General features: G+C 72.1%; 21 protein-coding genes. 12 read left to right on the top strand and 9 right to left on the bottom strand.

What is annotated here, in order from left to right:
* Positions 1-201: 201 nt before the first annotated feature.
* On the bottom strand, positions 202-765 hold the full coding sequence (locus E1292_RS31955; RefSeq protein WP_132599627.1) for a ClpP family protease: 564 nt from the start codon (positions 763-765) through the stop codon (positions 202-204).
* Positions 766-908: 143 nt separating this feature from the next.
* Between E1292_RS31955 and E1292_RS31950 the strand changes: the two genes are divergently transcribed.
* Positions 909-2,162 carry a sensor histidine kinase gene (locus tag E1292_RS31950; protein ID WP_246090476.1) on the top strand — a complete coding sequence of 418 codons (1,254 nt, stop codon included), beginning with the start codon at positions 909-911 and terminating at the stop codon, positions 2,160-2,162.
* Complete coding sequence (locus E1292_RS31945; RefSeq protein ID WP_132599625.1) at positions 2,159-2,812, top strand: response regulator transcription factor; 654 nt, start codon at positions 2,159-2,161, stop codon at positions 2,810-2,812. The genes E1292_RS31950 and E1292_RS31945 overlap by 4 nt, the downstream gene beginning before the upstream one ends.
* 33 nt (positions 2,813-2,845) lie before the next feature.
* On the opposite strand, the gene E1292_RS31940 is transcribed toward E1292_RS31945, so the two are convergent.
* On the bottom strand, positions 2,846-3,709 hold the full coding sequence (locus E1292_RS31940; RefSeq protein WP_132599623.1) for a DUF2268 domain-containing putative Zn-dependent protease: 864 nt from the start codon (positions 3,707-3,709) through the stop codon (positions 2,846-2,848).
* 61 nt (positions 3,710-3,770) lie between these two features.
* Entirely contained in the window at positions 3,771-4,544 is a 774-nt protein-coding gene (locus E1292_RS31935) for a hypothetical protein (RefSeq protein WP_246090475.1), read from the bottom strand.
* A gap of 56 nt (positions 4,545-4,600) precedes the next feature.
* Here E1292_RS31935 and E1292_RS31930 point away from each other — a divergent pair, with 56 nt between their 5' ends.
* The 7 genes from E1292_RS31930 (at position 4,601) to E1292_RS31900 (ending at position 11,006) form a co-directional block, all read left to right on the top strand.
* Positions 4,601-5,602 (top strand): AAA family ATPase, encoded by a 1,002-nt coding sequence (locus E1292_RS31930; RefSeq protein WP_132599621.1) that lies wholly within the window; start codon positions 4,601-4,603, stop codon positions 5,600-5,602.
* Positions 5,603-5,606: 4 nt separating this feature from the next.
* Positions 5,607-6,539 (top strand): DUF58 domain-containing protein, encoded by a 933-nt coding sequence (locus E1292_RS31925; protein WP_132599619.1) that lies wholly within the window; start codon positions 5,607-5,609, stop codon positions 6,537-6,539.
* A gap of 64 nt (positions 6,540-6,603) precedes the next feature.
* On the top strand, positions 6,604-7,551 hold the full coding sequence (locus E1292_RS31920) for a VWA domain-containing protein (RefSeq protein ID WP_132599617.1): 948 nt from the start codon (positions 6,604-6,606) through the stop codon (positions 7,549-7,551).
* 11 nt (positions 7,552-7,562) lie between these two features.
* The gene (locus tag E1292_RS31915) at positions 7,563-8,153 is read left to right on the top strand and encodes a class I SAM-dependent methyltransferase (protein WP_132599615.1); all 591 of its coding nucleotides are present in this window, start codon (positions 7,563-7,565) and stop codon (positions 8,151-8,153) included.
* The gene (locus E1292_RS31910; protein WP_132599613.1) at positions 8,150-8,689 is read left to right on the top strand and encodes a TrmH family RNA methyltransferase; all 540 of its coding nucleotides are present in this window, start codon (positions 8,150-8,152) and stop codon (positions 8,687-8,689) included. Before E1292_RS31915 ends, E1292_RS31910 begins: the two co-directional genes overlap by 4 nt.
* Positions 8,690-8,725: 36 nt before the next feature.
* Positions 8,726-9,526 carry a glycerophosphodiester phosphodiesterase family protein gene (locus E1292_RS31905; protein WP_132599611.1) on the top strand — a complete coding sequence of 267 codons (801 nt, stop codon included), beginning with the start codon at positions 8,726-8,728 and terminating at the stop codon, positions 9,524-9,526.
* A gap of 46 nt (positions 9,527-9,572) precedes the next feature.
* Positions 9,573-11,006 carry an MFS transporter gene (locus E1292_RS31900; RefSeq protein ID WP_132599609.1) on the top strand — a complete coding sequence of 478 codons (1,434 nt, stop codon included), beginning with the start codon at positions 9,573-9,575 and terminating at the stop codon, positions 11,004-11,006.
* Between the two features lie 4 nt (positions 11,007-11,010).
* On the opposite strand, the gene E1292_RS31895 is transcribed toward E1292_RS31900, so the two are convergent.
* Complete coding sequence (locus E1292_RS31895; RefSeq protein ID WP_220447159.1) at positions 11,011-11,505, bottom strand: winged helix-turn-helix transcriptional regulator; 495 nt, start codon at positions 11,503-11,505, stop codon at positions 11,011-11,013.
* Positions 11,506-11,538: 33 nt separating this feature from the next.
* Between E1292_RS31895 and E1292_RS31890 the strand changes: the two genes are divergently transcribed.
* The 3 genes from E1292_RS31890 to E1292_RS31880 all read left to right on the top strand — a co-directional run bounded on the left by E1292_RS31890 (position 11,539) and on the right by E1292_RS31880 (position 13,318).
* The gene (locus E1292_RS31890) at positions 11,539-12,048 is read left to right on the top strand and encodes a nuclear transport factor 2 family protein (protein WP_132599607.1); all 510 of its coding nucleotides are present in this window, start codon (positions 11,539-11,541) and stop codon (positions 12,046-12,048) included.
* Positions 12,049-12,142: 94 nt separating this feature from the next.
* Positions 12,143-12,769 carry a hypothetical protein gene (locus E1292_RS31885; protein WP_132599605.1) on the top strand — a complete coding sequence of 209 codons (627 nt, stop codon included), beginning with the start codon at positions 12,143-12,145 and terminating at the stop codon, positions 12,767-12,769.
* Positions 12,770-12,973: 204 nt separating this feature from the next.
* Positions 12,974-13,318 (top strand): RNA polymerase-binding protein RbpA, encoded by a 345-nt coding sequence (locus E1292_RS31880; protein WP_043625492.1) that lies wholly within the window; start codon positions 12,974-12,976, stop codon positions 13,316-13,318.
* A 59-nt stretch (positions 13,319-13,377) separates the two neighbouring features.
* Here the strand turns inward: E1292_RS31880 and E1292_RS31875 are convergent, their stop codons facing one another.
* The 5 genes from E1292_RS31875 to E1292_RS31850 all read right to left on the bottom strand — a co-directional run.
* Entirely contained in the window at positions 13,378-13,881 is a 504-nt protein-coding gene (locus tag E1292_RS31875; RefSeq protein WP_132599603.1) for an FxsA family protein, read from the bottom strand.
* Positions 13,882-14,103: 222 nt separating this feature from the next.
* Positions 14,104-14,853, bottom strand: coding sequence for a polyprenol monophosphomannose synthase (locus tag E1292_RS31870; protein ID WP_132599601.1), 750 nt, complete (start codon positions 14,851-14,853; stop codon positions 14,104-14,106).
* Position 14,854: 1 nt separating this feature from the next.
* Positions 14,855-16,879 carry an apolipoprotein N-acyltransferase gene (gene lnt, locus E1292_RS31865; RefSeq protein WP_246090474.1) on the bottom strand — a complete coding sequence of 675 codons (2,025 nt, stop codon included), beginning with the start codon at positions 16,877-16,879 and terminating at the stop codon, positions 14,855-14,857.
* A gap of 519 nt (positions 16,880-17,398) precedes the next feature.
* Entirely contained in the window at positions 17,399-19,708 is a 2,310-nt protein-coding gene (locus tag E1292_RS31855) for a HelD family protein (RefSeq protein ID WP_500690526.1), read from the bottom strand.
* A gap of 303 nt (positions 19,709-20,011) precedes the next feature.
* Positions 20,012-21,403: glycosyltransferase 87 family protein (locus tag E1292_RS31850; protein WP_342775724.1), on the bottom strand; the 1,392-nt coding region annotated here is incomplete at its 5' end.

Here is a 21,403-nt window from a genome sequence, read left to right as displayed (position 1 = left end):
CGCCGGCCCTCTGGCTCAAGCCCTGGGGAGGAAGCGGACCGCCGTGTGGCGGTGCGTGGATCGACGGTTCGCCGTCCGGGCGAGACGTCGTGTGCGGAACGCGGCGGCGCGCCTGTGCGCGAGCCGCCGCTGACGCCCGCGGGGAGGTCCGGCCCGTGCGTATGGGGATCTCCCGGATTCATCCCTGGGGAGGACGTCAAATCAGTTCATCCCTTCTGCGATGTGGTCGACGAAGCCGTAGTCGAGCGCCTCCTGGGCGGTGAACCAGTGGTCGCGGTCGGAGTCGGCCTGGATGCGCTCCAAGGGCTGGCCGGTGTGGTGGGCGATGATCTCCGCCAGCCTGCGCTTGGTGTAGAGCATGTTCTCGGCCTGGATCGCGATGTCGCTGGCCGAGCCGCCGATGCCGCCGAGCGGCTGGTGCATGACGACACGGGCGTTGGGCAGGGCGTAGCGCTTGCCCTTGGCCCCCGCCGACAGCAGCACCTGGCCCATCGACGCGGCGAACCCCATCGCCACCGTCGCCACGTCGCACGGCACGAACTGCATCATGTCGTAGAGCGCCAGCCCCGCGTGCACGGAACCGCCCGGAGAATTGATGTAAAGGGTGATGTCGCGCGCGGGATCCTCGGCCGCCAGCAAAAGCAGCTCGCCGCAGAGCCGGTTGCAGATCTCGTCGTCGACCTCCTGGCCGAGAACGACGATGCGCTCCTTCAGCAGGCGCTGGCTGAGCTGGTCAGGCCACTGTGCGCGCTGAGTCTCTGTCATGATCGTCACCTTCCTGTGCGGGTATTTCCGCGAAAAACGCTAGTGCGGGAAGGCGCCAATTAAGGATTCTTTTCGCTGGCGGCGCATTTCTCTAAGGGCGCATTATTCTGTGAGCGAATAAACGTCGACATATAATCGCCGGTGTGAGAAGGAACCTGCCGCGCCGGTGGGCGTGCCTCATCCTGGGCGGCGCGCTGCTGATGCCGTACATGATGGTCGGCGTCCTGGCCGCGGCCATCTGGCAGGGCGAGAACGCCAACGTCCTGCTGCCCACCCAGGTCGCCGTGTTCGTGGCGATGCTGCCCGTGGTGGCGGTGACCGGGCTGTTCCTGCCGGTGCGGGCGCTGGAGGTGAACGCGGCGCAGGGCCTGCTCGGGGCGCACGTCGAGACGCCGCCGCGGCAGGCGGGCCGCTCCTGGCAGGAGCGCCGCCGCACCGCCGCCTGGTTCACGCTGCACCTGGCGATCGGCGGCGTGGTCAGTGGCTGCACGCTGGCGATCGTGCCGTTCACGGTGTTCACGCTCCTGATGCCCTTCGTCGGGATTCCGACGCCGGTGTTCGGCGCCGTCATCACGCCGGGGTGGAACGCGGTGTTGTGGGCGCTGGGCGGGCTCGCGACGCTGGCGGCGCTGGTCGTCGTGGCCGCGGGGGCGGGCGCGCTGCTGGCCGGGCTGGCGCCCGCCCCGCTCGGCCCCACCCCGGCCGAGCGCCTGGCCGCCGCCGAGGAGCAGGCCCGCACGCTGGCCGAGCGCAACCGGCTGGCCCGCGAGCTGCACGACTCGGTCGGCCACGCGCTGAGCGTCGTCACCCTGCAGGCCGCGGCCGCCGGCCGGGTGCTCGACCGCGACCCCGACACGGCCAAGACCGCGCTGGCCGCCATCGAGCAGTCCGCCCGCGCCGCGCTCGACGACCTCGACCACGTGCTGGGAGTGCTGCGCGACGGCCGCAGCGGCGCCCACGACGGCACCCAAGACGGCCCGCACGACGGCCCGCACGACGGCGACGGCGGCGTGCCCGGCAGGCGCCCGCAGGCCACGCTCGCCGATCTCGGCGACCTCGTCGCCGCCTCGGGCGCGCAGGTGCGGCAGGACGTCGGCGACCTGTCCGGCGTGCCCGCCGTCGTCTCCCGGGAGGGTTACCGCATCCTGCAGGAGGCGCTCACCAACGCCATCAAGCACGGCCGGGGCCCGGTGCGCCTGTCGGCCGGCGTCCAGGACGGCGAGCTGCGGCTCGAGGTCACCAACGCCGCCGGAGGCGACGGCGCCCGCCCTTCGGGGGGCAGGGGCGTGGCGGGCATGCGCGAGCGCGTGCGCCTGCTCAACGGCGACCTCGACGCCGGCCCCACGCAGGCCGGGTGGACGGTCTCCGCGCGCCTGCCGCTACGGTCGAGTCCATGACTCTCACTGTCGTCATCGCCGATGACGAGGACCTCATCAGGGCCGGCCTGCGCATCATCATCGACGCCGAGCCCGGCCTGAGCGTGGTCGGCGAGGCCGCCGACGGCGCCGCGGTCCTGCCCGTCGTCCGCCGCGAGCGCCCCGACCTCGTGCTGATGGACGTGCGCATGCCCGCACTCGACGGCATCCAGGCCACCGAGCGGCTCATGGCGCTGGACGACCCGCCCAAGGTGCTGGTGGTGACGACCTTCGAGAACGACGACTACGTCTACGACGCGCTGCGCGCCGGGGCCAGCGGCTTCCTGCTCAAACGCGCCAGGCCCGACGAGCTGGTGCAGGCCGTCAAGCTGGTCGCGGCCGGCGAGTCGCTGCTGTTCCCCGCCGCGATCCGCACCCTCGCCGGACGCCGCCAGGAGGCCACCGTCTCACCCGCCAGGGTGCCGGGCATCGACCGGCTGACCGGGCGCGAGGGCGACGTGCTGCGCCTGATGACCAGGGGCCTGTCCAACCATGAGATCGCCGCCGAACTGGTCGTCAGCCAGGAGACCGTCAAGACGCACGTCGGCAACGTGCTGGCCAAGCTGGGGGCCCGTGACCGCACGCAGGCGGTGATCGCCGCCTACGAGTCCGGCTTCGTCTCCCCCCGCTGACACCCCCCGCTGACTCCCGTTGACTCCCGCTGACTACCCGCGCAGGCCCGCGCGCCTCATCAGCTCGGCGGCGGGCAGCACGGTGGCCTCGCTCGCCGTCAGCCCGGTGGCCGCCAGGATCTGGTCGACGAGCCGCAGCCCCACCGCATATCCCGCCATGTCGGGAATGCCGCGCGGCTCCTGCCCGAAGTTGCGCGTCGCGCTGTCGCCCAGCACGTACGCCGGCGTGTTCTGCATCCCGGCGAGGTCGAAGGCCGCCATGATCTTCTCGTACGCCATGTCGTACCTCTCCCCGGTCACCATCGACGACCACGGCCCCATCGCCTGCGCCCCCGACAGCTCCCGCACGAACGCCTCGGACAGCCCTTCGGCCAGCACGTGCTCGCCGACGGTCACGGTGGCCGGGTTCCACTCGACGTTGGTGTAGCGCACGCCGTGGTGGAACTCGTGCACCGCGAGATGCGCGATCTTGCCGATCACCTCGTCGGACGGCCAGGCCAGCAGGTAGATCATGCCGGGCGCGCCGCCCATGCCGTAGTAGCCGCCGGCCGTCGTCATGAGGTGCTCGTTGTCGGGGTTGCCCATGACGAACCACACGTCCAACGTGTCGCCCTGCTTGGCCCCGGACAGCCGTTCGGAGGCGCGGGTCAGCTCACGCCGCACCTGGCCCAGCACGTCCGCCTCGATCATGCGCTCGACGGCGGGCAGGTAGCGCGGGTCGTCGGCGTCGACCCGGAAGCCGCCGCCGTTGTGGTGGATGTCGACGATGTCGCCCGGCATCGGGATCGCGTCGCGCAGCGGCGCGATCAGCTCCCGCAGCGCGTCCGCCCGCCGGTCGAGCGGCTCGCGCAGCATCCCCGCCATCGGCGTCAACGTGTCATGAATGATGAACTCCATGGCGCAGGACCCTAAAGTCTCCCGTTACGTGAGAGTCAACCGGATTACCAGCCCCGACGCGTCAGAGCTCCGGCTCCTCGCCGCTCTCGTCGCCCGGCGACTCGCCCGGGGTGCCCGGCCCGGTCCGGCTGGGCTCGGGCGACTGCGACGGCGAGGGCTGCGGCTCGGGGGTCTCCGGCGTCGGCGGCGGCGTCGGCACGAACACCGTCGGCGGCAGCTGCCTGGGCTGCGGCTCGCTGTCCTGCCGGCCGAGCACCAGCAGCAGGAGGATGGCCGTCACCAGGAGCAGCAGCAGCACCAGGGCCAGCGCGGCCGTCAGCACCCGCTTGCGCGTCTCGGTCAGCGGCCTGCGCCGCCTGGTCAGCCGGGGCAGCGCGGGCGCACGGTCGGTCAGCCAGTACGGCACGAAGTCGGGCCCGTGAGCCTCCCCGATGAGCGTCCCGCCCACCATCACCGGCTCCAGGAACCGCTCCGCCCCCGGCCGGCCCGGCACGTACGGCACCGCGACCCACGGCGCCCGCCCGCCGTCCATGTCGAGCACCTCGGGGGCGCCCTCCAGCACCGCGGCCCGCGGCCGGCCCGCCCGCCCGAGCCAGCCGCGCATCCCGGACGACCGGCTCTCGCCGGCCTCCTTGACGGCCGTCACGAACCGGTCGCGCGCGGCGGCGTCGAGCGCGGCGCCTCTGGTGAGCACCGCCAGCGACACGGCGCGCCCGTCGGGCGCCTGGCCCAGGTACACGAATCCGGCCGGCGCCGTCTGCAGGCGGGCCCGCACCATGTAGGGCCCCAGCCGGGGCGGATCGCCGAACTGCAGGGGACTTGCCACGTTTGCCATGAAAGCACAGACGTGGCGTCGTGCGAGTTTGCGGCACGTTTGGTGGAATGGGGCTCATGAGCGTCGCCGAAGAGTTGCCGGGCGGAAACGACGCGGCACTGCTGCGTCAGAGTCTCGACGAGGTCCGGCGTGTCATCGTCGGACAGGACCACATGGTCGAAAGACTCATCGTGGCCCTGCTGGCCCGCGGGCACTGCCTGCTGGAAGGAGTCCCCGGCGTCGCCAAGACCCTCGCCGCGTCCACGCTGGCCACCGTCGTGGGCGGCACGTTCGCCCGCATCCAGTTCACCCCCGACCTCGTGCCGAGCGACATCATCGGCACCCGCGTCTTCCACCCCTCCAACGAGAAGTTCGATGTCGAGCTCGGCCCCGTGTTCGTCAACTTCCTGCTGGCCGACGAGATCAACCGCGCCCCCGCCAAGGTCCAGTCCGCGCTGCTGGAGGTCATGGCCGAGCGCCAGGTCACCCTGGCCGGCGTCACCCACCCGCTGCCCAAGCCGTTCATCGTGCTGGCCACCCAGAACCCCATCGAGTCCGAGGGCGTCTATCCCCTGCCCGAGGTGCAGCGCGACCGGTTCCTCTTCCGGGTGCGGGTGCCCCACCCCACCGCCCACGAGGAGCTGGAGATCCTGCACCGGATGAGCGTCACCCCGCCCGTCCCCGACCGGGTGCTCGACCCCGCCAAGCTGCTGACGCTGCAGAAGGCCGCCGAGGACGTCTCGGTCCACCAGCTCGTCGCCGACTACGTGGTGCGCCTGGTCATGTCCACCCGCTCCCCCGGCGAATACGGCCTGGACGAGCTGGCCGACACCATCGAGATCGGCGTCAGCCCCCGCGCCACGCTGGGCCTGGTCTCCGCCGGGAGGGCGCTGGCCCTGCTGCGGGGCCGCGACTACCTGCTGCCCGACGACGTGCGCGACGTGGCCGTGGACGTCATGTCGCACCGGCTGATGCTCACCTTCGACGCCCTGGCGGACGGCGTCGACCCCGAGCAGGTCGTCCGGCAGATCCTGCACGCCGTGCCCCCGCCCGTCGTCGTCTGGAATCAGAACCGGTGACCCGATGAACACCGCCGAGCAGGCGCTGCGCCGGCTGGAGCTGACCGTCACCCGGCGGCTCGACGGGCTGCTGCACGGCGCCCACCAGGGCCTGCTGCCCGGCACCGGCAGCGAGGCCGGCGACAGCCGCGTCTACGTGCCCGGCGAGGACGACGTGCGCCGCATGGACTGGGCCGTCACCGCCCGCACCACCATCCCCCACGTTCGCGACCTGATCGCCGACCGCGAGCTGGAGACGTGGGCGCTGGCCGACCTGTCGCCCAGCATGGACTTCGGCACCGCCGACACCGACAAGCGCGACCTGGTGGTGGCGGCCATCGGCGCGATCGGCTTCCTGTCCAGCAGGATGGGCGACCGGTTCGGCGCGCTGGTGATACACGACGAGTACATCCACCGCATGCCCGCCCGTACCGGCCGCCCCGCCCTGTACGGGCTGCTCCACTCCCTCATGGACGCCCCCCGCGGCCAGGTCGTCCCCGACCCGCCCGACCTTGCCGAGGGCATCGAGGTGCTGTCGGCCAGCCGCAGGCGGCGCGGCATGCGGCTGATCGTCTCCGACTTCCTCGACGCCCACCCCGACCTCGACCCCGACGCCGAACGCCCGTGGGAGCGCCCCATCAGGCGCCTGGCGGCCCGCCACCAGGTGCTGGCCGTCGAGGTGATCGACCCGCGCGAGCTGGAGTTGCCCGACGTGGGCCGGGTCGCGTTCGCCGACCCCGAGACCGGGAACGTACGCGAAGTGCAACTTTCCCCCAAAGTCCGGCAAGCGTATGCCGAAGCGGCCGCCCAGCAACGCGAGGGCACCCGCCGGGCCCTGCGCCGCGCCGGCATCGCCCACCTCGTGCTGCGCACCGACCGCGACTGGGTGTTCGACGTGGCGCAGTTCGTCCTGCGCCAGCGCCGCATGAGCCACCTGGCCCACCGGAGACCCGTGTGAGCGAGCGAAACGAGGAGACCATCACCGACGCTATCGTGGTCACAAGGCCCGGGAAGGAGGCCTGGTGACCTTTCTCGCCCCCGCCTGGCTGTGGCTGTTCGTGCTGGTGCTGCTGCTGGTGGCCGGCTATGTCGTGGCGCAGCTCGCCCGCCGCCGCTACACCGTGCGCTTCACCAACCTGGCGCTGCTCAACCTCGTCGCCCCCGCCGGGCCAGGCTGGCGCCGCCACGTGGCGCCCGCGCTGTTCCTGGTGATGATGTCGCTCCTGGTCGTCGGAGCCGCCAAACCCGCCGGCGAGGTACGCGTGCCACGCGACCGCGCCACCATCATGATCGCGCTCGACGTGTCGCTGTCGATGGACGCCGACGACGTCGACCCCGACAGGATCAGCGCCGCCAAGGCGGCCGCGCAGGCGTTCGCCAAGGAGCTGCCCGACCGCTTCAACGTCGGCGTGGTCTCCTTCGCCCGCTCCGCCAACGTGGTCATCTCCCCCACCACCGACCACCAGGCCGTGATCACCGCCATCGGCAACCTCACCACCCGGCCGGGCACCGCGATCGGCGAGGCCGTCTTCAACGCGCTCGAGTCGGTGCGCTCGTTCGACCAGCAGGCCGTCACCGACCCGCCGCCGGCCGCCGTCGTGCTGCTGTCCGACGGCGACAACACCTCCGGCCGGTCGGTCAACGAGGCCATCGAGGCGGCCCAGCAGGCCGGCGTGCCGGTCTCGACGATCGCGTACGGCACCCAGGAGGGCACCGTCAACATCGACGGCCGGCCGGTGAACGTGCCGGTCAACAAGCAGACCCTGCAGTCGTTGTCCGACGGCACCAGCGGCCGCGCCTACACCGCCGAGTCCGGCACGGAGCTGCGTGAGGTCTACGAGCAGATCGGCACCTCGCTCGGCTACAAGCTGGTCAACCAGGAGATCACCCAGTGGTTCATCGTGGCCGCGCTCATGGCCGGGCTGCTGGTGGCGGGAGCGGCCGTGCTGTTCGGCACCAGGATCCCGTAACGTTCTGCCCCGTGGCCCACTACTTCTCCGAGCAGCCGAAGACCGCGAGCAGGCCGGGCTCGGTCGACCTCGTCCTGCCCGACCTGCACCTGCGGCTGGAGACCGACAGCGGCGTGTTCTCCCCCGAGCGGGTCGACCTCGGCACGCGCGTGCTGCTGGAGAGCGTCCCGCCGCCGCCGCAGGAGGGCGACCTGCTCGACCTGGGCTGCGGCTACGGCCCCGTCGCGCTGACCATGGCGTCGCGCGCGCCGGAGGCGACGGTGTGGGCCGTCGATGTGAACCGGCGGAGCCTGGAGCTGACCGCGCGCAATGCCGAGGGCGCCCGCCTTTACACAGTAAGGTCGGTGCACGTGGACGACGTGCCGGACGACGTGAGGTTCCGCGCCATCTGGTCCAATCCCGCGATCCGCATCGGCAAGCAGGCCCTGCACGACATGCTCACCAGGTGGCTGACCCGACTGACGCCCGACGGCGTGGCCCACCTGGTCGTCCAGAAACACCTCGGCTCCGACTCCCTGCAGCGCTGGCTCGGCGAGCAGGGCTGGCAGGCCTCCCGCGAGGCCAGCCGAGCCGCCTACCGCATCCTGAAGGTGACCCGATGAGAAGGCAGCTGCGCCCCACCGACGTCAAGCGGCTCAACCGCACCTGGCGCAGGAACACCCACAACCGCCTCGGCCTGATCATCGAGTCGGTCACCGGCCCGTTCAACATCGGCTCGATCTTCCGCAGCGCCGCCGCCTTCGGCGTCGACGAGATCTGGCTCGCCGGCAACGCGACCCCGCCGACCAACCCCAAGGCGGGCAAGACCGCGCTGGGCACCGAGCGGCTCGTCACCTGGCACGAGGCGATGCCGGCCACCGAGGCGGTCAAGGCCGCGCGCGAGGAGGGCTACACGGTGCTGGCCGTCGAACTGACCGCCGAGGCCGTGCCCCTGCACCGGGCGCAGCTCGGCCGCGACGTGTGCCTGGTGGTCGGCAGCGAGGACCACGGCTGCTCCCCCGCCCTGCTCGACGCCGCCGACGGCGTCTGCTACATCCCCCAGGTCGGCCGGGTGGGCTCGTTCAACGTCGCCGTGGCGACGGCCATCGCCCTGGCCGAGGCTCGCCGCCAGGAATGGGAGAATCTCCCCGAATCGTAATCCGCACCGTTCACCCGGAAGGGCATACTTCAGGACGTGCTCAGCCGTCGTTTCGCCTTTCTCGACCACCCCGGCCCGCTGGCCTTCGCCCACCGCGGCGGAGCGGCGGAGAACGCGGAGAACTCCGCCGCCGCGTTCGAGCGGGCGGTCGGCCTCGGATACACCCATCTGGAGACCGACGCCCACGCGACCGCCGACGGCGTGCTGCTCGCCTTCCACGACCACACGCTCGACCGCGTGACCGACCGGCGGGGCCGCATCTCCGAGCTCCCCTACCGGGAGGTCAAGCGGGCCCGCATCGCCGGCGTGCACGAGATCCCGCTGCTGGAGGACCTGCTGGGCACCTGGCCGGAGATCCGTTTCAACATCGACGTCAAGGAGTCGGCCGCCATCGCCCCGCTCGCCGCGGCGGTCCGGCGCACCAACGCCTACGACCGGATCTGCCTGACCTCCTTCTCCGACGAGCGCCTGGCCCTGGCCAGGGCGGCGCTGGGCAGGGAGGTGTGCTCGGCGCTCGGCCCGCGTGGCGTCGCCGCGCTGCGCGCCGCCGCCGCGACCTCCGGCTACGGCCGGCTGCTGGCCCGCCTGTCCCGCGCCAGGGTGCCGTGCGCGCAGGTGCCGGCGGGCTTCCGCGGCCTGCGTGTCACGACCCGGGCGCTGGTCCGCACGGCGCACGCCATCGGCATGCAGGTGCACGTGTGGACCATCAACGACACCGCCCGCATGGAGCGCCTGCTCAACCTCGGCGTCGACGGCATCATGACCGACAACGTCACCGGCCTGCGCGACGTCCTCCGGCGTCGCGGCCAGTGGCACCCCGGCCGGCTGGCCGCCTGAGAGCGACGCACCACCCGCCCTGCCCTCATAGGAGCGACACGACACCATGCCCGCACCCGCACCCCCCGGGGCCCTCGACGACTCCCCCGCAGCCCGCCGGCGCGAGCAGCGCGGCTGGTACCTCTACGACTGGGCCAACTCCGCCTTCTACACCACGATCATCTCGGTCTTCCTCGGCCCTTACCTCATCCCGGTCGCCAAGACCGCCGCCTGCGCCCAGGACTTCCCCGGCATGGCCTCCGACCAGTGCGTGGCCGCCTTCGACAAGCTGGTGATCGCCAACCCCGGGCTGGGGTACGTCGACGTGCTCGGCGCCGACATCAGGCCGGCCGCGTTCTTCGGCCTGATCATGACGGTCGCGGTGCTGCTGCAGATCGTGTTCCTGCCCATCGTGGGCGCGCTGGCCGACCATATCGGGCGCAAGCGGGAGATGCTCGGCGGCTTCGCCTACGTCGGCGCGCTGGCCACCATGGGCCTGTACTTCGTCGAGGGCGACCGCTACATGCTCGGCGGCGTGCTGTTCGTCCTGGCCAACCTGGCCTACGGCTCCTCGGTCGTGGTCTACGACTCGTTCCTGCCACAGATCTCCACCCCGGCCGAACGCGACACGGTCTCCTCGCGCGGCTGGGCCATCGGCTATCTCGGCGGCGGCCTGCTGCTGGCCCTCAACCTGGTGCTCTACCTGCAGCACGAGAGCCTCGGGCTGGCCGAGGGCATGGCGGTGCGCATCAGCATGATGTCGGCAGGGCTGTGGTGGGCCGTCTTCACCATCGTCCCGCTGCTGCGCCTGCGCAACCGGCCGGTGCCCGCGCACGAGACGACGGCGCTGCGCTCGGCCGGGGGCAGCTTCCGCCAGCTCGGCCGCACGCTGGCCGAGCTGCGCCGCTACCCGCTGACGCTGCTGTTCCTGGTCGCCTACCTCGTCTACAACGACGGCGTGCAGACGGTCATCGGCAACAGCGCGGCCTTCGCCTCCGAGGCCCTCAAGCTGGACAAAACCGTACAGATCAGTGCGATCCTGATGGTGCAGTTCGTGGCGTTCTTCGGCGCCCTGCTGCTCGGGCGGCTGGCGGGCAGCTTCGGCACCAAGCGCACGGTGCTGGCCAGCCTGGTGGTGTGGACCGCGATCGTGGTGGTGGCCATGTTCGTCGGCGAGCGACAGGCCCTGCAGTTCTACCTGATGGCGTTCGCGATCGCGATCGTGCTCGGCGGCACGCAGGCGCTGTCGCGCTCGCTGTTCTCGCAGGTGATCCCGAAGGGGCGCGAGGCCGAATACTTCAGCCTGCTGCAGATCAGCGACAAGGGCTCGGCGTTCATCGGCTCGCTGACGGTGACGGTGGCGCTGCAGCTCACCAACAGTTACCGCATCGCCATCGTCTCCATGATCATCTTTTTCGTGCTCGGTTTCGTGCTCCTGGCCCTGACCAACCTGCCCAAGGCCATCCGCGCCGCGGGCAACGAGGTCCCCGAGCGGATCTGAGCGCTCAGCCGGCTCCCTTGCCGACCTGAGTCCCGACGAGCATCGTGCCCGGCCCCTGGGCCGCTCCAGGGCCGGGCACGGCCGTCACCGTGCCGGCCGTGACCTCGCCGCCGCAGTGCGGGCAGGTGACCACGGGGGTGAAACGCTCGCCGCAGGAGTGCACCAGCAGCGCGGGCGGTCCGCCCGGCGGGGTGGACCAGCGATCGCCCCACGCCATCAGGGTCGTCAGGGCGGGCACGATGTCACGGCCCGCCTCCGTGAGGACGTACTCGTGACGCACCGGCCGCTCCTGGTACGGCCGTTTCTCCACCACCCCCGCCGCCACCAGGCGCTCCAGGCGGCCGGCCAGGAGATTGCGGGAGATGCCCAGGTCCTCCGCCAGATCGTCGAACCTGTGCAGCCCGAGGAACAGGTCGCGCAGGATCAGCGGCGTCCATGGCTCGCCGACCACTCCGACGGCCTGGGCGATGGAGCAGTGCATCTCACCGAACCTGTTCATGCACCCAGGATAGTGGGTTGCTAAAGTGAACCCATGACAGTTCATATTCAGGACTCACCAGCCGCGGCCTACCGCCGGGCCGGCGAGGCGCACGACCTCGACGCGCTCATGACCACGCTCGCCGCCGACGTGACCCTGCACTCCCCGCTCAGCGCCGAGGTCACCTTCGAGGGCAAGGACCAGGTGGGCGAGCTGTTCTCCGTCGTGCTGAGCGTCCTGTCCGGCATGCGCTACCACAGCGACATCGGTGACGACCGGACCCGCGCGCTGACCGCCACCGCCCGGCTGGGCGACCTCGAGATCCACGAGGCCGCCGTCGTCGAGGTGGACGACGGCGGGCTGGTCAGGGACATCACCCTGTTCATCCGGCCGCTGCCCGCGCTGACCGCGCTGATGGGCGCGCTGGGCCCCGGCATGGCCCGCGCGTCCGGCAGGCCGGGCCTGGCGCTGCTGGTCGGCGCCGCCGTCAAGCCGCTGGCGGCGATGACCCGGCTGGGCGACAGGACACTGGTGCCGCTGGTGACCCGCCCAGACAGGAGGTAGCCGATCTGAATCGAGAGCAGTGCTCTTGACATGGGCGCCGCATATGGAGAGCATTGCTCTCACACAAGAGCGGCGCACATTTCAAGGAGCACCGATGTCCCCCAAACCGGTCGCCGCGGCGTTCGCCGCAGCCGGAATCCTCTTCTTCGTCTATCCCGCGATCCGCCCCTCGGGGGACGATGCCACGGCCATGGCCTCCTCCGCCTGGCTGGCCGGGCACTCCGCCGCGATGGTCGGGTTCGTCCTGCTCGGCCTGGCGGTGCTCGGGCTGCACCAGGTGCTCGGCGACCGGCTGTCGCTGCGGGCCGCGGCGGTGACCTGGGCAGGCGCGGGCCTGACACTCCCCTACTACGGCGCGGAGACCTTCGGGCTGACCGTGATCGCCCGGCGCTCCCTGCGCGACCAGGCGCCCGCGCCGATGGAGCTGGCGGCGGAGTTCAGGTTCGGGGCCGTCCCCGTCACCATGTTCGCGGCCGGGCTCCTCCTGCTCGCCGCCGGCACGGTGATGGCCGCGGTGTCCGTCTGGCGGTCGGGAACGCTGCCCAGGTGGAGCGGGACGGTGACGGCGCTGGGATTCGTGCTGTTCATCCCGCAGTTCTTCGGGCCCTATCCGCTGCGCATCGCGCACGGCGCCCTCGTCATGGCCGGCGGGCTGTGGCTCGCGGCGGCGATTCTGAACGGGCGTCGCGGGAAACCGGCCACGGGCCGAACAACCGGCTGAAACCGCCGTGTGTACGCGCTGAGCTGGCCAGGAACCCCCGAACCCCCCGGCCAGGAGACCCGCGGCCGGGCCTCGCGGCAAGAACCGAGGCCCCAACCGCGATTGGATCACCTCGCGGGTGGGAATCCCATCACGGTACCAAGCGTTAGACACCGTGGGAGACAGACCCCCCACGCATGGGGGCCCTGTAGGAGGCATTTAAACATGGGCGAGCGCGCGCTTCGTGGCACCCGGCTCGGGGCAACCAGCTATGAGAACGACCGTAACACGGATCTGGCCCCACGCCAGGAGGTGTCCTACACCTGTCCCAAGGGGCATCGCTTCGAGGTTCCGCTTGCCGCAGAGGCCGAGATCCCCGCGACGTGGGAGTGCCGCATGTGCGGTGCGACCGCCGTCCGCGTGGACGGCGAGCAGCCGGAATCGAAGAAGACCAAGCCGCCGCGGACACACTGGGACATGCTCCTGGAGCGGCGATCCATCGAAGATCTTGAGGAGGTGCTCAACGAGCGGCTCGCCGTACTGCGAGCCCAGCGTCGTAAGAGCGCCTGACCTCCTCTCACGGTGAAACCCCCGGGCGATGCGCCCGGGGGTTTTCTCGTGCGGTGACGTCAGGGTTCGCGGTCTTCGCGGATCACTTCGCCGTGCACCACCCGGGCGCCCTTCGGCGCGCCCTCATCGGGAGAGGCGGTGCCGGGGAAGTCACCGCCCGGCGGGAACATGCCGGCGTACGGGGAGGCCTCGGCCATGCGCTTCACCCTGCGTTCGAAGAACGACGAGCCCAGGCGGCGCATCAGCGGCCGCGTCACCGGCAGGACGCACGCCAGCCCGAGGACGTCGGTGACGAAGCCCGGCACCAGCAGCAACCCGCCGCCCACCAGGATCAGGCCGCTGTCGGCCAGCTCGCGCTCGGGCATGCGCCCGGTCTGCATCGACTCCTGAAGGACCCGCCAGGCCCTGCGCCCCTCGCGGCGCATCAGCCAGCCCCCCAGCAGGCTGCCGGCGATGAGCAGGGCCACGGTCGCCGGCCCGCCGATCGCGGCCCCGACCTGGAACATCAGCCAGATCTCCAGGACGGGGAAGAGCAGGAAGGCCAGGAAGAGCAGCAGCCGCATCGTTTCCTCGATTCCACACGCGCGTACAGCAGGAACAACGCCCGGCGCCGCCGAACCGTTCCGCCCGGCGGCGGATCGGAGACGAGCGGCGAGAACTTCCAGGCGCGGTCCCGCGGCGAACCACGCGCGAACCGTGCGGCGGGCACCCGGAGCGCGTCGTGCGGCATGGCGCCGCCCCCGTGTCCCGAGCGTCCCGAGCGTCCCGAGCGTCCCGAGAACGGTCTAGTCGCGGCCGCGCCTGCCACGCAGGCGCCTGGGCAGGCCCGTGACACCCCACAGCCCGATCCGCCACAGCGCCTCGGACATGACCTTGCCGCTCATCTTGCTCTTGCCGACCGTACGCTCCACGAATGTGATCGGCACCTCGACCACCCGCAGCCCGTGCCGTGACGTGCGCAGCGTCAGGTCGACCTGGAAGCAGTAGCCCTGCGACTCCACCCCCGCCAGCCCCACCTTGTCCAGCGTGGCCGAGCGGTAGGCGCGGAACCCCGCGGTCGCGTCGCGCACGGCCAGGCCGAGCATGACCCGCGTGTAGATGTTGGCGCCCTTGGACAACATCTCGCGCCGGTGCGGCCAGTTGACCACCTTGCCGCCGGGCACGTAGCGGGAGCCGATCGCCAGGTCGGCCCCGTCGGCCAGCGCCTCCAGCAGCTTGGGCAGCTCCTCCGGCTGGTGCGAGCCGTCGGCGTCCATCTCGACCAGCACGTCGTAGCCTTCGTCCAGGCCCCAGCGGAACCCGGCGATGTACGCGGCGCCGAGGCCCTGCTTGCCGGGCCGGTGCAGGACGTGCACGTGGTCGTCGCCGGCGGCCAGCCCGTCGGCGATCTCGCCGGTGCCGTCGGGGCTGTTGTCGTCGGCCACGAGCACGTGGGCCGCCGGCACGGCGGCCCGCAGCCGCTCGACGATCACGGGAAGGTTGTCGCGCTCGTTGTATGTCGGCACGACGACGAGCACCCGGCCGAGAGTCTCCATGTCAGTCGTTCCTCATCCGGTCTTCTCGCCGCCTGCCACGCCACACGGCGACTCCGGCCGCCGCCGCTCCCATCACCATCATTGCCCACTCAGGAAACGCCCCCACCCTGGTTGCAAGCGTTTTCTCAGTGCGTACGGGCACCTTGACCACGTTCATGTCCGCGACCAGCTCGCGGGTCTGCCAGGAGACCTTACCGTCAGGCGTGACAAACGCGGAGATCCCTGTCGTGGCCGCCGTCACGACGGCCCTGTTGTGCTCCACCGCGCGCAGCCTGGACATCGCCAGCTGCTGCGGCGGCAGATTGGACAGGGCGTAGCTGGCGTTGTTGGTCTGCACCACGAGGGGAGTGCCCCCGGCACGCACGGTCTCGCGCACGGTGCCGTCGTAGGCCACCTCGTAACAGTTGACCGCGCCGATCGTCACCGGCCCCATCTTCAGGTCGCCCGGCTCGTCGCCCGGCACCGACTGCCGGCCCACCAGGCCGGCCCGCTCCCACAGGGCCAGCACGATCTCCTTGAGCGGCGTGAACTCCCCGAACGGCACCAGGTGCTGCTTGTCGTAATAGTCGCCCGCTCCGGTCACCGGGTCCCACACGAGGCTGCGGGTGGCGCGGTGCTCGTCGCCGATCGCCACGACCGCGCCGACGAGCGTGGGAACCCCGACGTCCCGCACGGAGTCGTGGATGATCTCACGGGCGAACTGGTCGCGGTAGGGGTCGATGTCGGTGGAGTTCTCCGGCAGGACGACCAGGTCGGGCTTGGGGAGCCTGCCCTCGCGTACGGCCTGGGCCAGGCGCTTGGTCTCGTTCGCGTGGTTGCGCAGGACGACGGCCGGCTCGTCGCCGAGAACGTTCATGCCCCGGCCGGGGACGTTGCCCTGCACGATGCCGATGTTGACGGTACGGCCCTCGTCGCCCGGCCGCGGCACGGCCAGGCTCAGCACGGGCACGGCCAGGGCCAGCGCCACGGGAGCCGCCCTGCGCCAGGGCACGTGCCCGCCGCGCGACAGGAAGGGGTGGGCCAGCAGGGCGCCGCACAACACGACGGCGAACGACACCAGTGGCACGCCGCCCAGGGCCGCGTAGGTCGTGAACAGCGACTCACCCTGGCTGAAGGCCACCCGCGCCCACGGGAACCCGCCGAAGGGCACCAGGCCGCGCAGCCACTCCATGGCCACCCACAGGCCACCGAACCACATCGGCCAGCCGGGCAGGCGGAACACGAGCGCCGCCGCGGCGGCCATGGCGGCGTAGAAGAGGCTCTCCGCGCCGACGAGCATGAGCCAGACGTCGTCGCCGATCGTGCGCACCCACGCCACGCCGGGGAACAGGAACGCCGCGGCGCCGACGTAGCCGAGCCAGGCGGCCCTTCTGGGGCGGGTGCCGTGAAGGGAGGCGACGATCAGGGCGATGCCCAGCGGGGCCAGCCACCACCAGTCGAGCGGCGGGAAGGCGGCGAACAGCGCCAGCCCTCCGGCCACGGCCGCCGCGACCCTGGCCGTCAGCACGCGCCGGGGCTCGCGTCCCGGCGCGCCTGCGCCGGCCTGGGGACCGCCCTTCGCCGGCACCCCGTCACCCGTCGCGGTCGCGGTCTCGTCCGCGCCACCCGCCCCGCGCGCCTCGTCACCATCGCTCGCGCCGCCGCCCCGCGCGCCCTGCCCCACCTCGGACACCGGCACGGACTCGAGCTTGGACTCGGACTCGGGCCCGTCCTGGGACTCCGGCTCGGGCCCGGGCTCACACTCGGGCTCGGGCGGGGACTCGGGCTTCGTCGTGGCGGCGGCCGGAGCGATGTCCTGCGCCAGAGCGGTGTCCGTGCCGGGAGCGGCACCGGCCTCCGGGAGCGTACGCGCGCCGTCGGGCGCCGTCACCCCGGTCGTGCCGGGCAGGGCGGATGCGGCCGCGGCGGTCGCGTCAGATGGCGCCGTCGCGGCGGCCTGGGGCGACGCGGCGGCAGGGGCGTGACCACCGCCAGGGGTCGAGTCGCGCCCGGGTGTGGGCGGTAGGCTCGCTCTGTCCTGAACCACTCCGGGGTCTCCTCCGCCGTCACTCGCACGCCTGCTTGCGAAAACGCTACCGTCCCACGGCCCCACTTCATGCAGCGCGGCGCGGGGAGATCGTAAAAAGGGCGGGCGGTCGCGGCAGGGTGATCCCGCGGGTGACGGGACCACCCGGCGCACGGCGGTCCTGCGCACGAGAACGGGAAGAGGGCCCGGAAACCCTTCGGACCGGACCCGTCTCGTCGGCGGCGAGCGCGGAATTCCGTTGTCTACTGGGCTCCCGGGCCCGTCCCGGGTCCAACCCCCCGCCCGGTTGGGGTGCCCCGACTCGACGGACCGACGGCCCTGCACCTGGCTGTGTGGACGAAGTCACACTCCGTCACGGACGCAGGATCCGGCGATGTCAGAGACGGCCAACCGGCCAAGTCCCGTGCTGGACTGCGCAGCAAACTACCGACTCCACCTCAGATGTCAACCGTGTCCCGATCAGCAGAAACATCAAGTTTTCGCAGGTGGTACATGATCGGCCGCCCGCGGTAAAGCGGATCAAAGCCCATTTGCGGGCGTCTGCGAGCGGCCGGGCAAGCCTCTCAGCGCCTCGGAGAGCGGCCGCTCGTGCACGACGCCGAGCCGTTGCGTGGCACGGGTGAGAGCAACATACAGGTCGCTCGGCCCTCGTGGCGACTGGGCGGCGATGAGGTCGGGCTCGGCCACGATCACCGAGTCGAACTCCAGCCCTTTCGCGTCGGTCACCCCCATCACGGCCACCGGCGCGTCGAGCGCCTCCGCGCCCTTCGCCCGGCCGGCCCCGGGCGTCACCACCACGGTGCCGGCCACGGCCGCTGTGACCTCGGCGCCGAGCGTGGCGAGCAGCCTGTCGGGCACCACCACGGCGACCTTGCCGCCCTCGCCCACCTCCAGCTCGACCACCTCGGCCAGCTCGGAAAGCGGCGCCGACCAGGGCTGCACGCCCAGCTCGCGGACGGACGCCGGGGCCTCGAGGGCGGGGTCGACGGTGGCCAGGACGCGCGCCGCGACCGCCATCAGCTCCACCGGCGTGCGGTAGTTGACGGTCAGCCGCTCCTGGCGCCAGCGCCCGGCCACGTACGGGTCGAGGACCTCCGCCCACGAGCGCGCGCCGGCCGCCGAGCCGGTCTGCGCGATGTCACCGACGATCGTCATCGAACGCGTGGGGCACCGCCGCATGACCGCCCGCCAGGCCATCGGCGACAGCTCCTGGGCCTCGTCCACGATCACGTGCCCGTAGGCCCAGGTGCGGTCGGCGGCGGCGCGCTCGGCGGTGGTGAGGTGGGGACCGTCGCCACGCTGGCGTTCGGCGAGGCGCTCGGCCTCCATGACGTCGGACAGGCCCGTCAGCTCCAGGACCTCGCGGGCGTAGGCGAGCTCGGCCTCGCGCTCGCTCTCCTCGGCCTGCCTGGCGGCGGCCAGTTCCTCCTCCGCCTGCATGGCGCTGGCGCGCAGCACCTGCTCGTCGATGTCGCCGAGCAGGTCGGCCGCCTCGTCGAGCAGCGGCACGTCGGACTCGGTCCACGCGCCGCCGTCCCGGCGCAGCAGCGCACGCTCGCCGGGGGTGAGGGACGAGGCCGCGTAGTCCAGGCGCTCGGGCGAGCCGTACAGGCCGAGCAGGAGGCGCTGCGGCGTGAGGTACGGCCACAGCCGGTTCAGCGCGGACTTGACGACCGGCTCGGTACGCAACTCCTCGCGCATGTCGGCCAGGTCGTCCTCGTCGATGAGCCCCTTGCCGATCTTGCGGGCCTGCTGCCGGGCCAGCGCGTTGAGCAGCGACCTGACGAACACGGCGCGGGCCTGGTTGTGCGGGCGGCGAGAGCGGGTCGCCTTGTTCCTGGCCGCGTCGAGCATGGCGCGGTCGATGGAGAGGGTGAGGCGGCCGAGGGTGAGTTCGACGGGCTTGCGCGGCACCCGCTGCCGGTCGCGTACGGCCTTGGCGATCACCGCAGCCATCCGCGCGTCCCCCTTCACCGCCGCCACCTCGGGCCGCTCGCGGGCGGTGGCGGTGACGCCGGGATAGAGCTCGCCGACCGTGGACAGCAGCACGTCGTTCTCGCCGAGCGAGGGCAGGACCTGCTCGATGTAGCGCAGGAACGTGAGGTTGGGCCCGAGGATGAGCACGCCCCTGCGCTCCAGCCGCTCCCTGTGCGTGTAGAGCAGGTACGCGGCGCGGTGCAGGGCCACGACGGTCTTGCCGGTGCCGGGGCCGCCCTGAACGACCAGGACGCCGTTCAGGTCGCCGCGGATGACGCGGTCCTGCTCGGACTGGATGGTGGCCACGATGTCGCGCATGCGGCCCGTGCGCCGCTCGTCCAGCGCGGCCAGCAGGGCCGCCTCGCCGTTGAGCGTGGCGCGGTCGTCGTCGGTGAGCGAGTCGAGGTCCAGCAGGTCGTCGTCGACGCCGACCACCGTGCGGCCCTTGGTCTGCAGGTGGCGCCGCCTGGTCACGCCCATCGGGGCGGCGGGTGTGGCGCGGTAGAACGGCTGCGCGACCGGCGCCCGCCAGTCGATCAGCAGGCGCTGCTGCTCGTCGTCGGTGAGGCCGAGCTTGCCGATGTAGAGGCGGCCCTCCTCGACGTGGTCGAGCCGGCCGAAGACCAGGCCGCGCTCGACCGCCCAGAGCCGGGCGAGCCTCAAGGCGTACATCTCGGCGAACGTGTCGCGCTCCGACCTGTTCTGCATCGTGCCGACGGCGCCGCTGGCCAGCACCTCCTTCAGCTGTCGCTGGGTGCGCTCGCGCAACGCGTCGAGACGGTCATAGAGGCGGGTGACGTACGCCTGCTCTCTTGCGCGTTCCGTTTGACGCGTTACCGTCTGACCATTAATGTGGTTAATGGGACACTCCGGGCCATTCTGCTTGTTGTTACGACAAACGATGACATTAGCACGCCTGATGCGGCACTCCCATCACTTCGTCGCGTTCACTGCGATTCTCGGATTATCAGCGATCCGCCCGTAGCGGGTGTCCAGTTCGCCGGGGATGACAAGATCTTCCGCGGCGTCCACGCGGATTGGGCGCGTGAACGACCAGCGCCACGATCCCCTCCTCCCCGGTCATGCATAGCAAGCGCGGCGCGCGCGATCACCGCCCGACACACTCGGCGGAAGCCTGGTGTGCCCGGGCGCCCGCTACGGGCGGCCCGGCCTTGGCCGGGCGGCGTCCACCGGGGCCGTCGTGCCTGACCCGCGGAGAACGGCGCCCGCCAGGACCGCCGCCCCGGCGGCGGCGTAGGCGTACGTGCCCGCCGCCGGGGCGAGGTACGCCACCGCGCCCGCCAGGGGCACGCCGAGCCATTCCCCGCGGCCGTCGAGGGCCACCAGGGCGACGACCAGCAGCGCGTACCACGGATATCCGGGGGTCAGCAGCAGGAACGCCGTGCCGGTGACCACCAGCGCGCCCCGCCACGGCCGGTCCGGGTCGCCGCGCCTGAGGACGTGGAACGTCACGGCCGCCATGACGAGGAGGACGGCGGGCACGGCCCAGGAGTCGGGCAGCACCAGCCGTAGCAGCCCGTAGCGGTCACGCGCCCCGGCCTCGTCGTAACCCTCCTCGGCCACGTACCCGGACAGGTAGCCCAGCACCGAACCCCGCGACACCAGGACGTAGGGCAGGTAGGCGACGGCCACGACGAGAACGGCGAGCGCCGTCGCCCACACGGCCCGCCGCGCCGCCCGGCCGCTCGACAGCGCCCCGGACAGGGCCCCGGGCAGCACCACGGCGGGCACCAGTTTGACCGCGATCGCCCCGCCGAGCAGCACTCCCCGCCAGGCGGGCGCCGCCCGCCCGGCGGCGCCGAGGGCGAGCACCACGGCGGCGACGGCGAGCATGTCGACGTGGGCGTTGTTCACCGCCTCCATGGGAACGGCCGGGCACCATGCCCAGTACGCGGCCCGCCGGGCGCCGCCCCAGCGCAGCAGGACCAGCAGCGTGCCCGCGGCCAGCAGCGCACCCGCGACCTGGAGCGGCTTGTGCCGGGCGTCGCCGGGCGACAGCCGGTCCACCACCATGAAGTACGCCTCCGCCAGCGGCGGGTAGATCGTGTGCGCGGACGGCCTGTTGATCCTCGTGCACGCGCCCCCTTCGATCGGGTAGAAGTGCCCCTCCGAGCAGCGGGGGAACAACCACGGGTCCCGGAGCGAGGCGAGCGCGGGGTCGGCCGGGGCGTGGTCGTAGGGCGAGATGCCGGCCGACTGGACGCGGCCGTCCCAGACGTAGCGGAAGGAGTCGGTGCTGGTCGCCGGAGGGCCGAGCAGCCCGGTGGCGATCACGGCCAGGCCGCCCGCCAGCACCAGCCTCCCCGCCGCCGGTCCCGGCACGCCGCGCGACGCCCACGCCGCGGCCGCGAACAACACCCACGTGATCGCGTACCACCCCAGCAGGGTGCTGCCGGGGGGCGCGCGGAAGATCGCGGCCAGCACCGCCACCTGGACGGCGAGCAGCGCGGCGACGGCCGAGCCCCGCCGCTTCCCGTCGCCCGGCCGGCCACCACGCCACCTCCGGTCACCCGGCCGGGCGACGGG

Source organism: Nonomuraea deserti, assembly GCF_004348685.1.
Lineage (GTDB): Bacteria > Actinomycetota > Actinomycetes > Streptosporangiales > Streptosporangiaceae > Nonomuraea > Nonomuraea deserti.
This window is presented reverse-complemented; position numbering and strand designations above follow the sequence as displayed.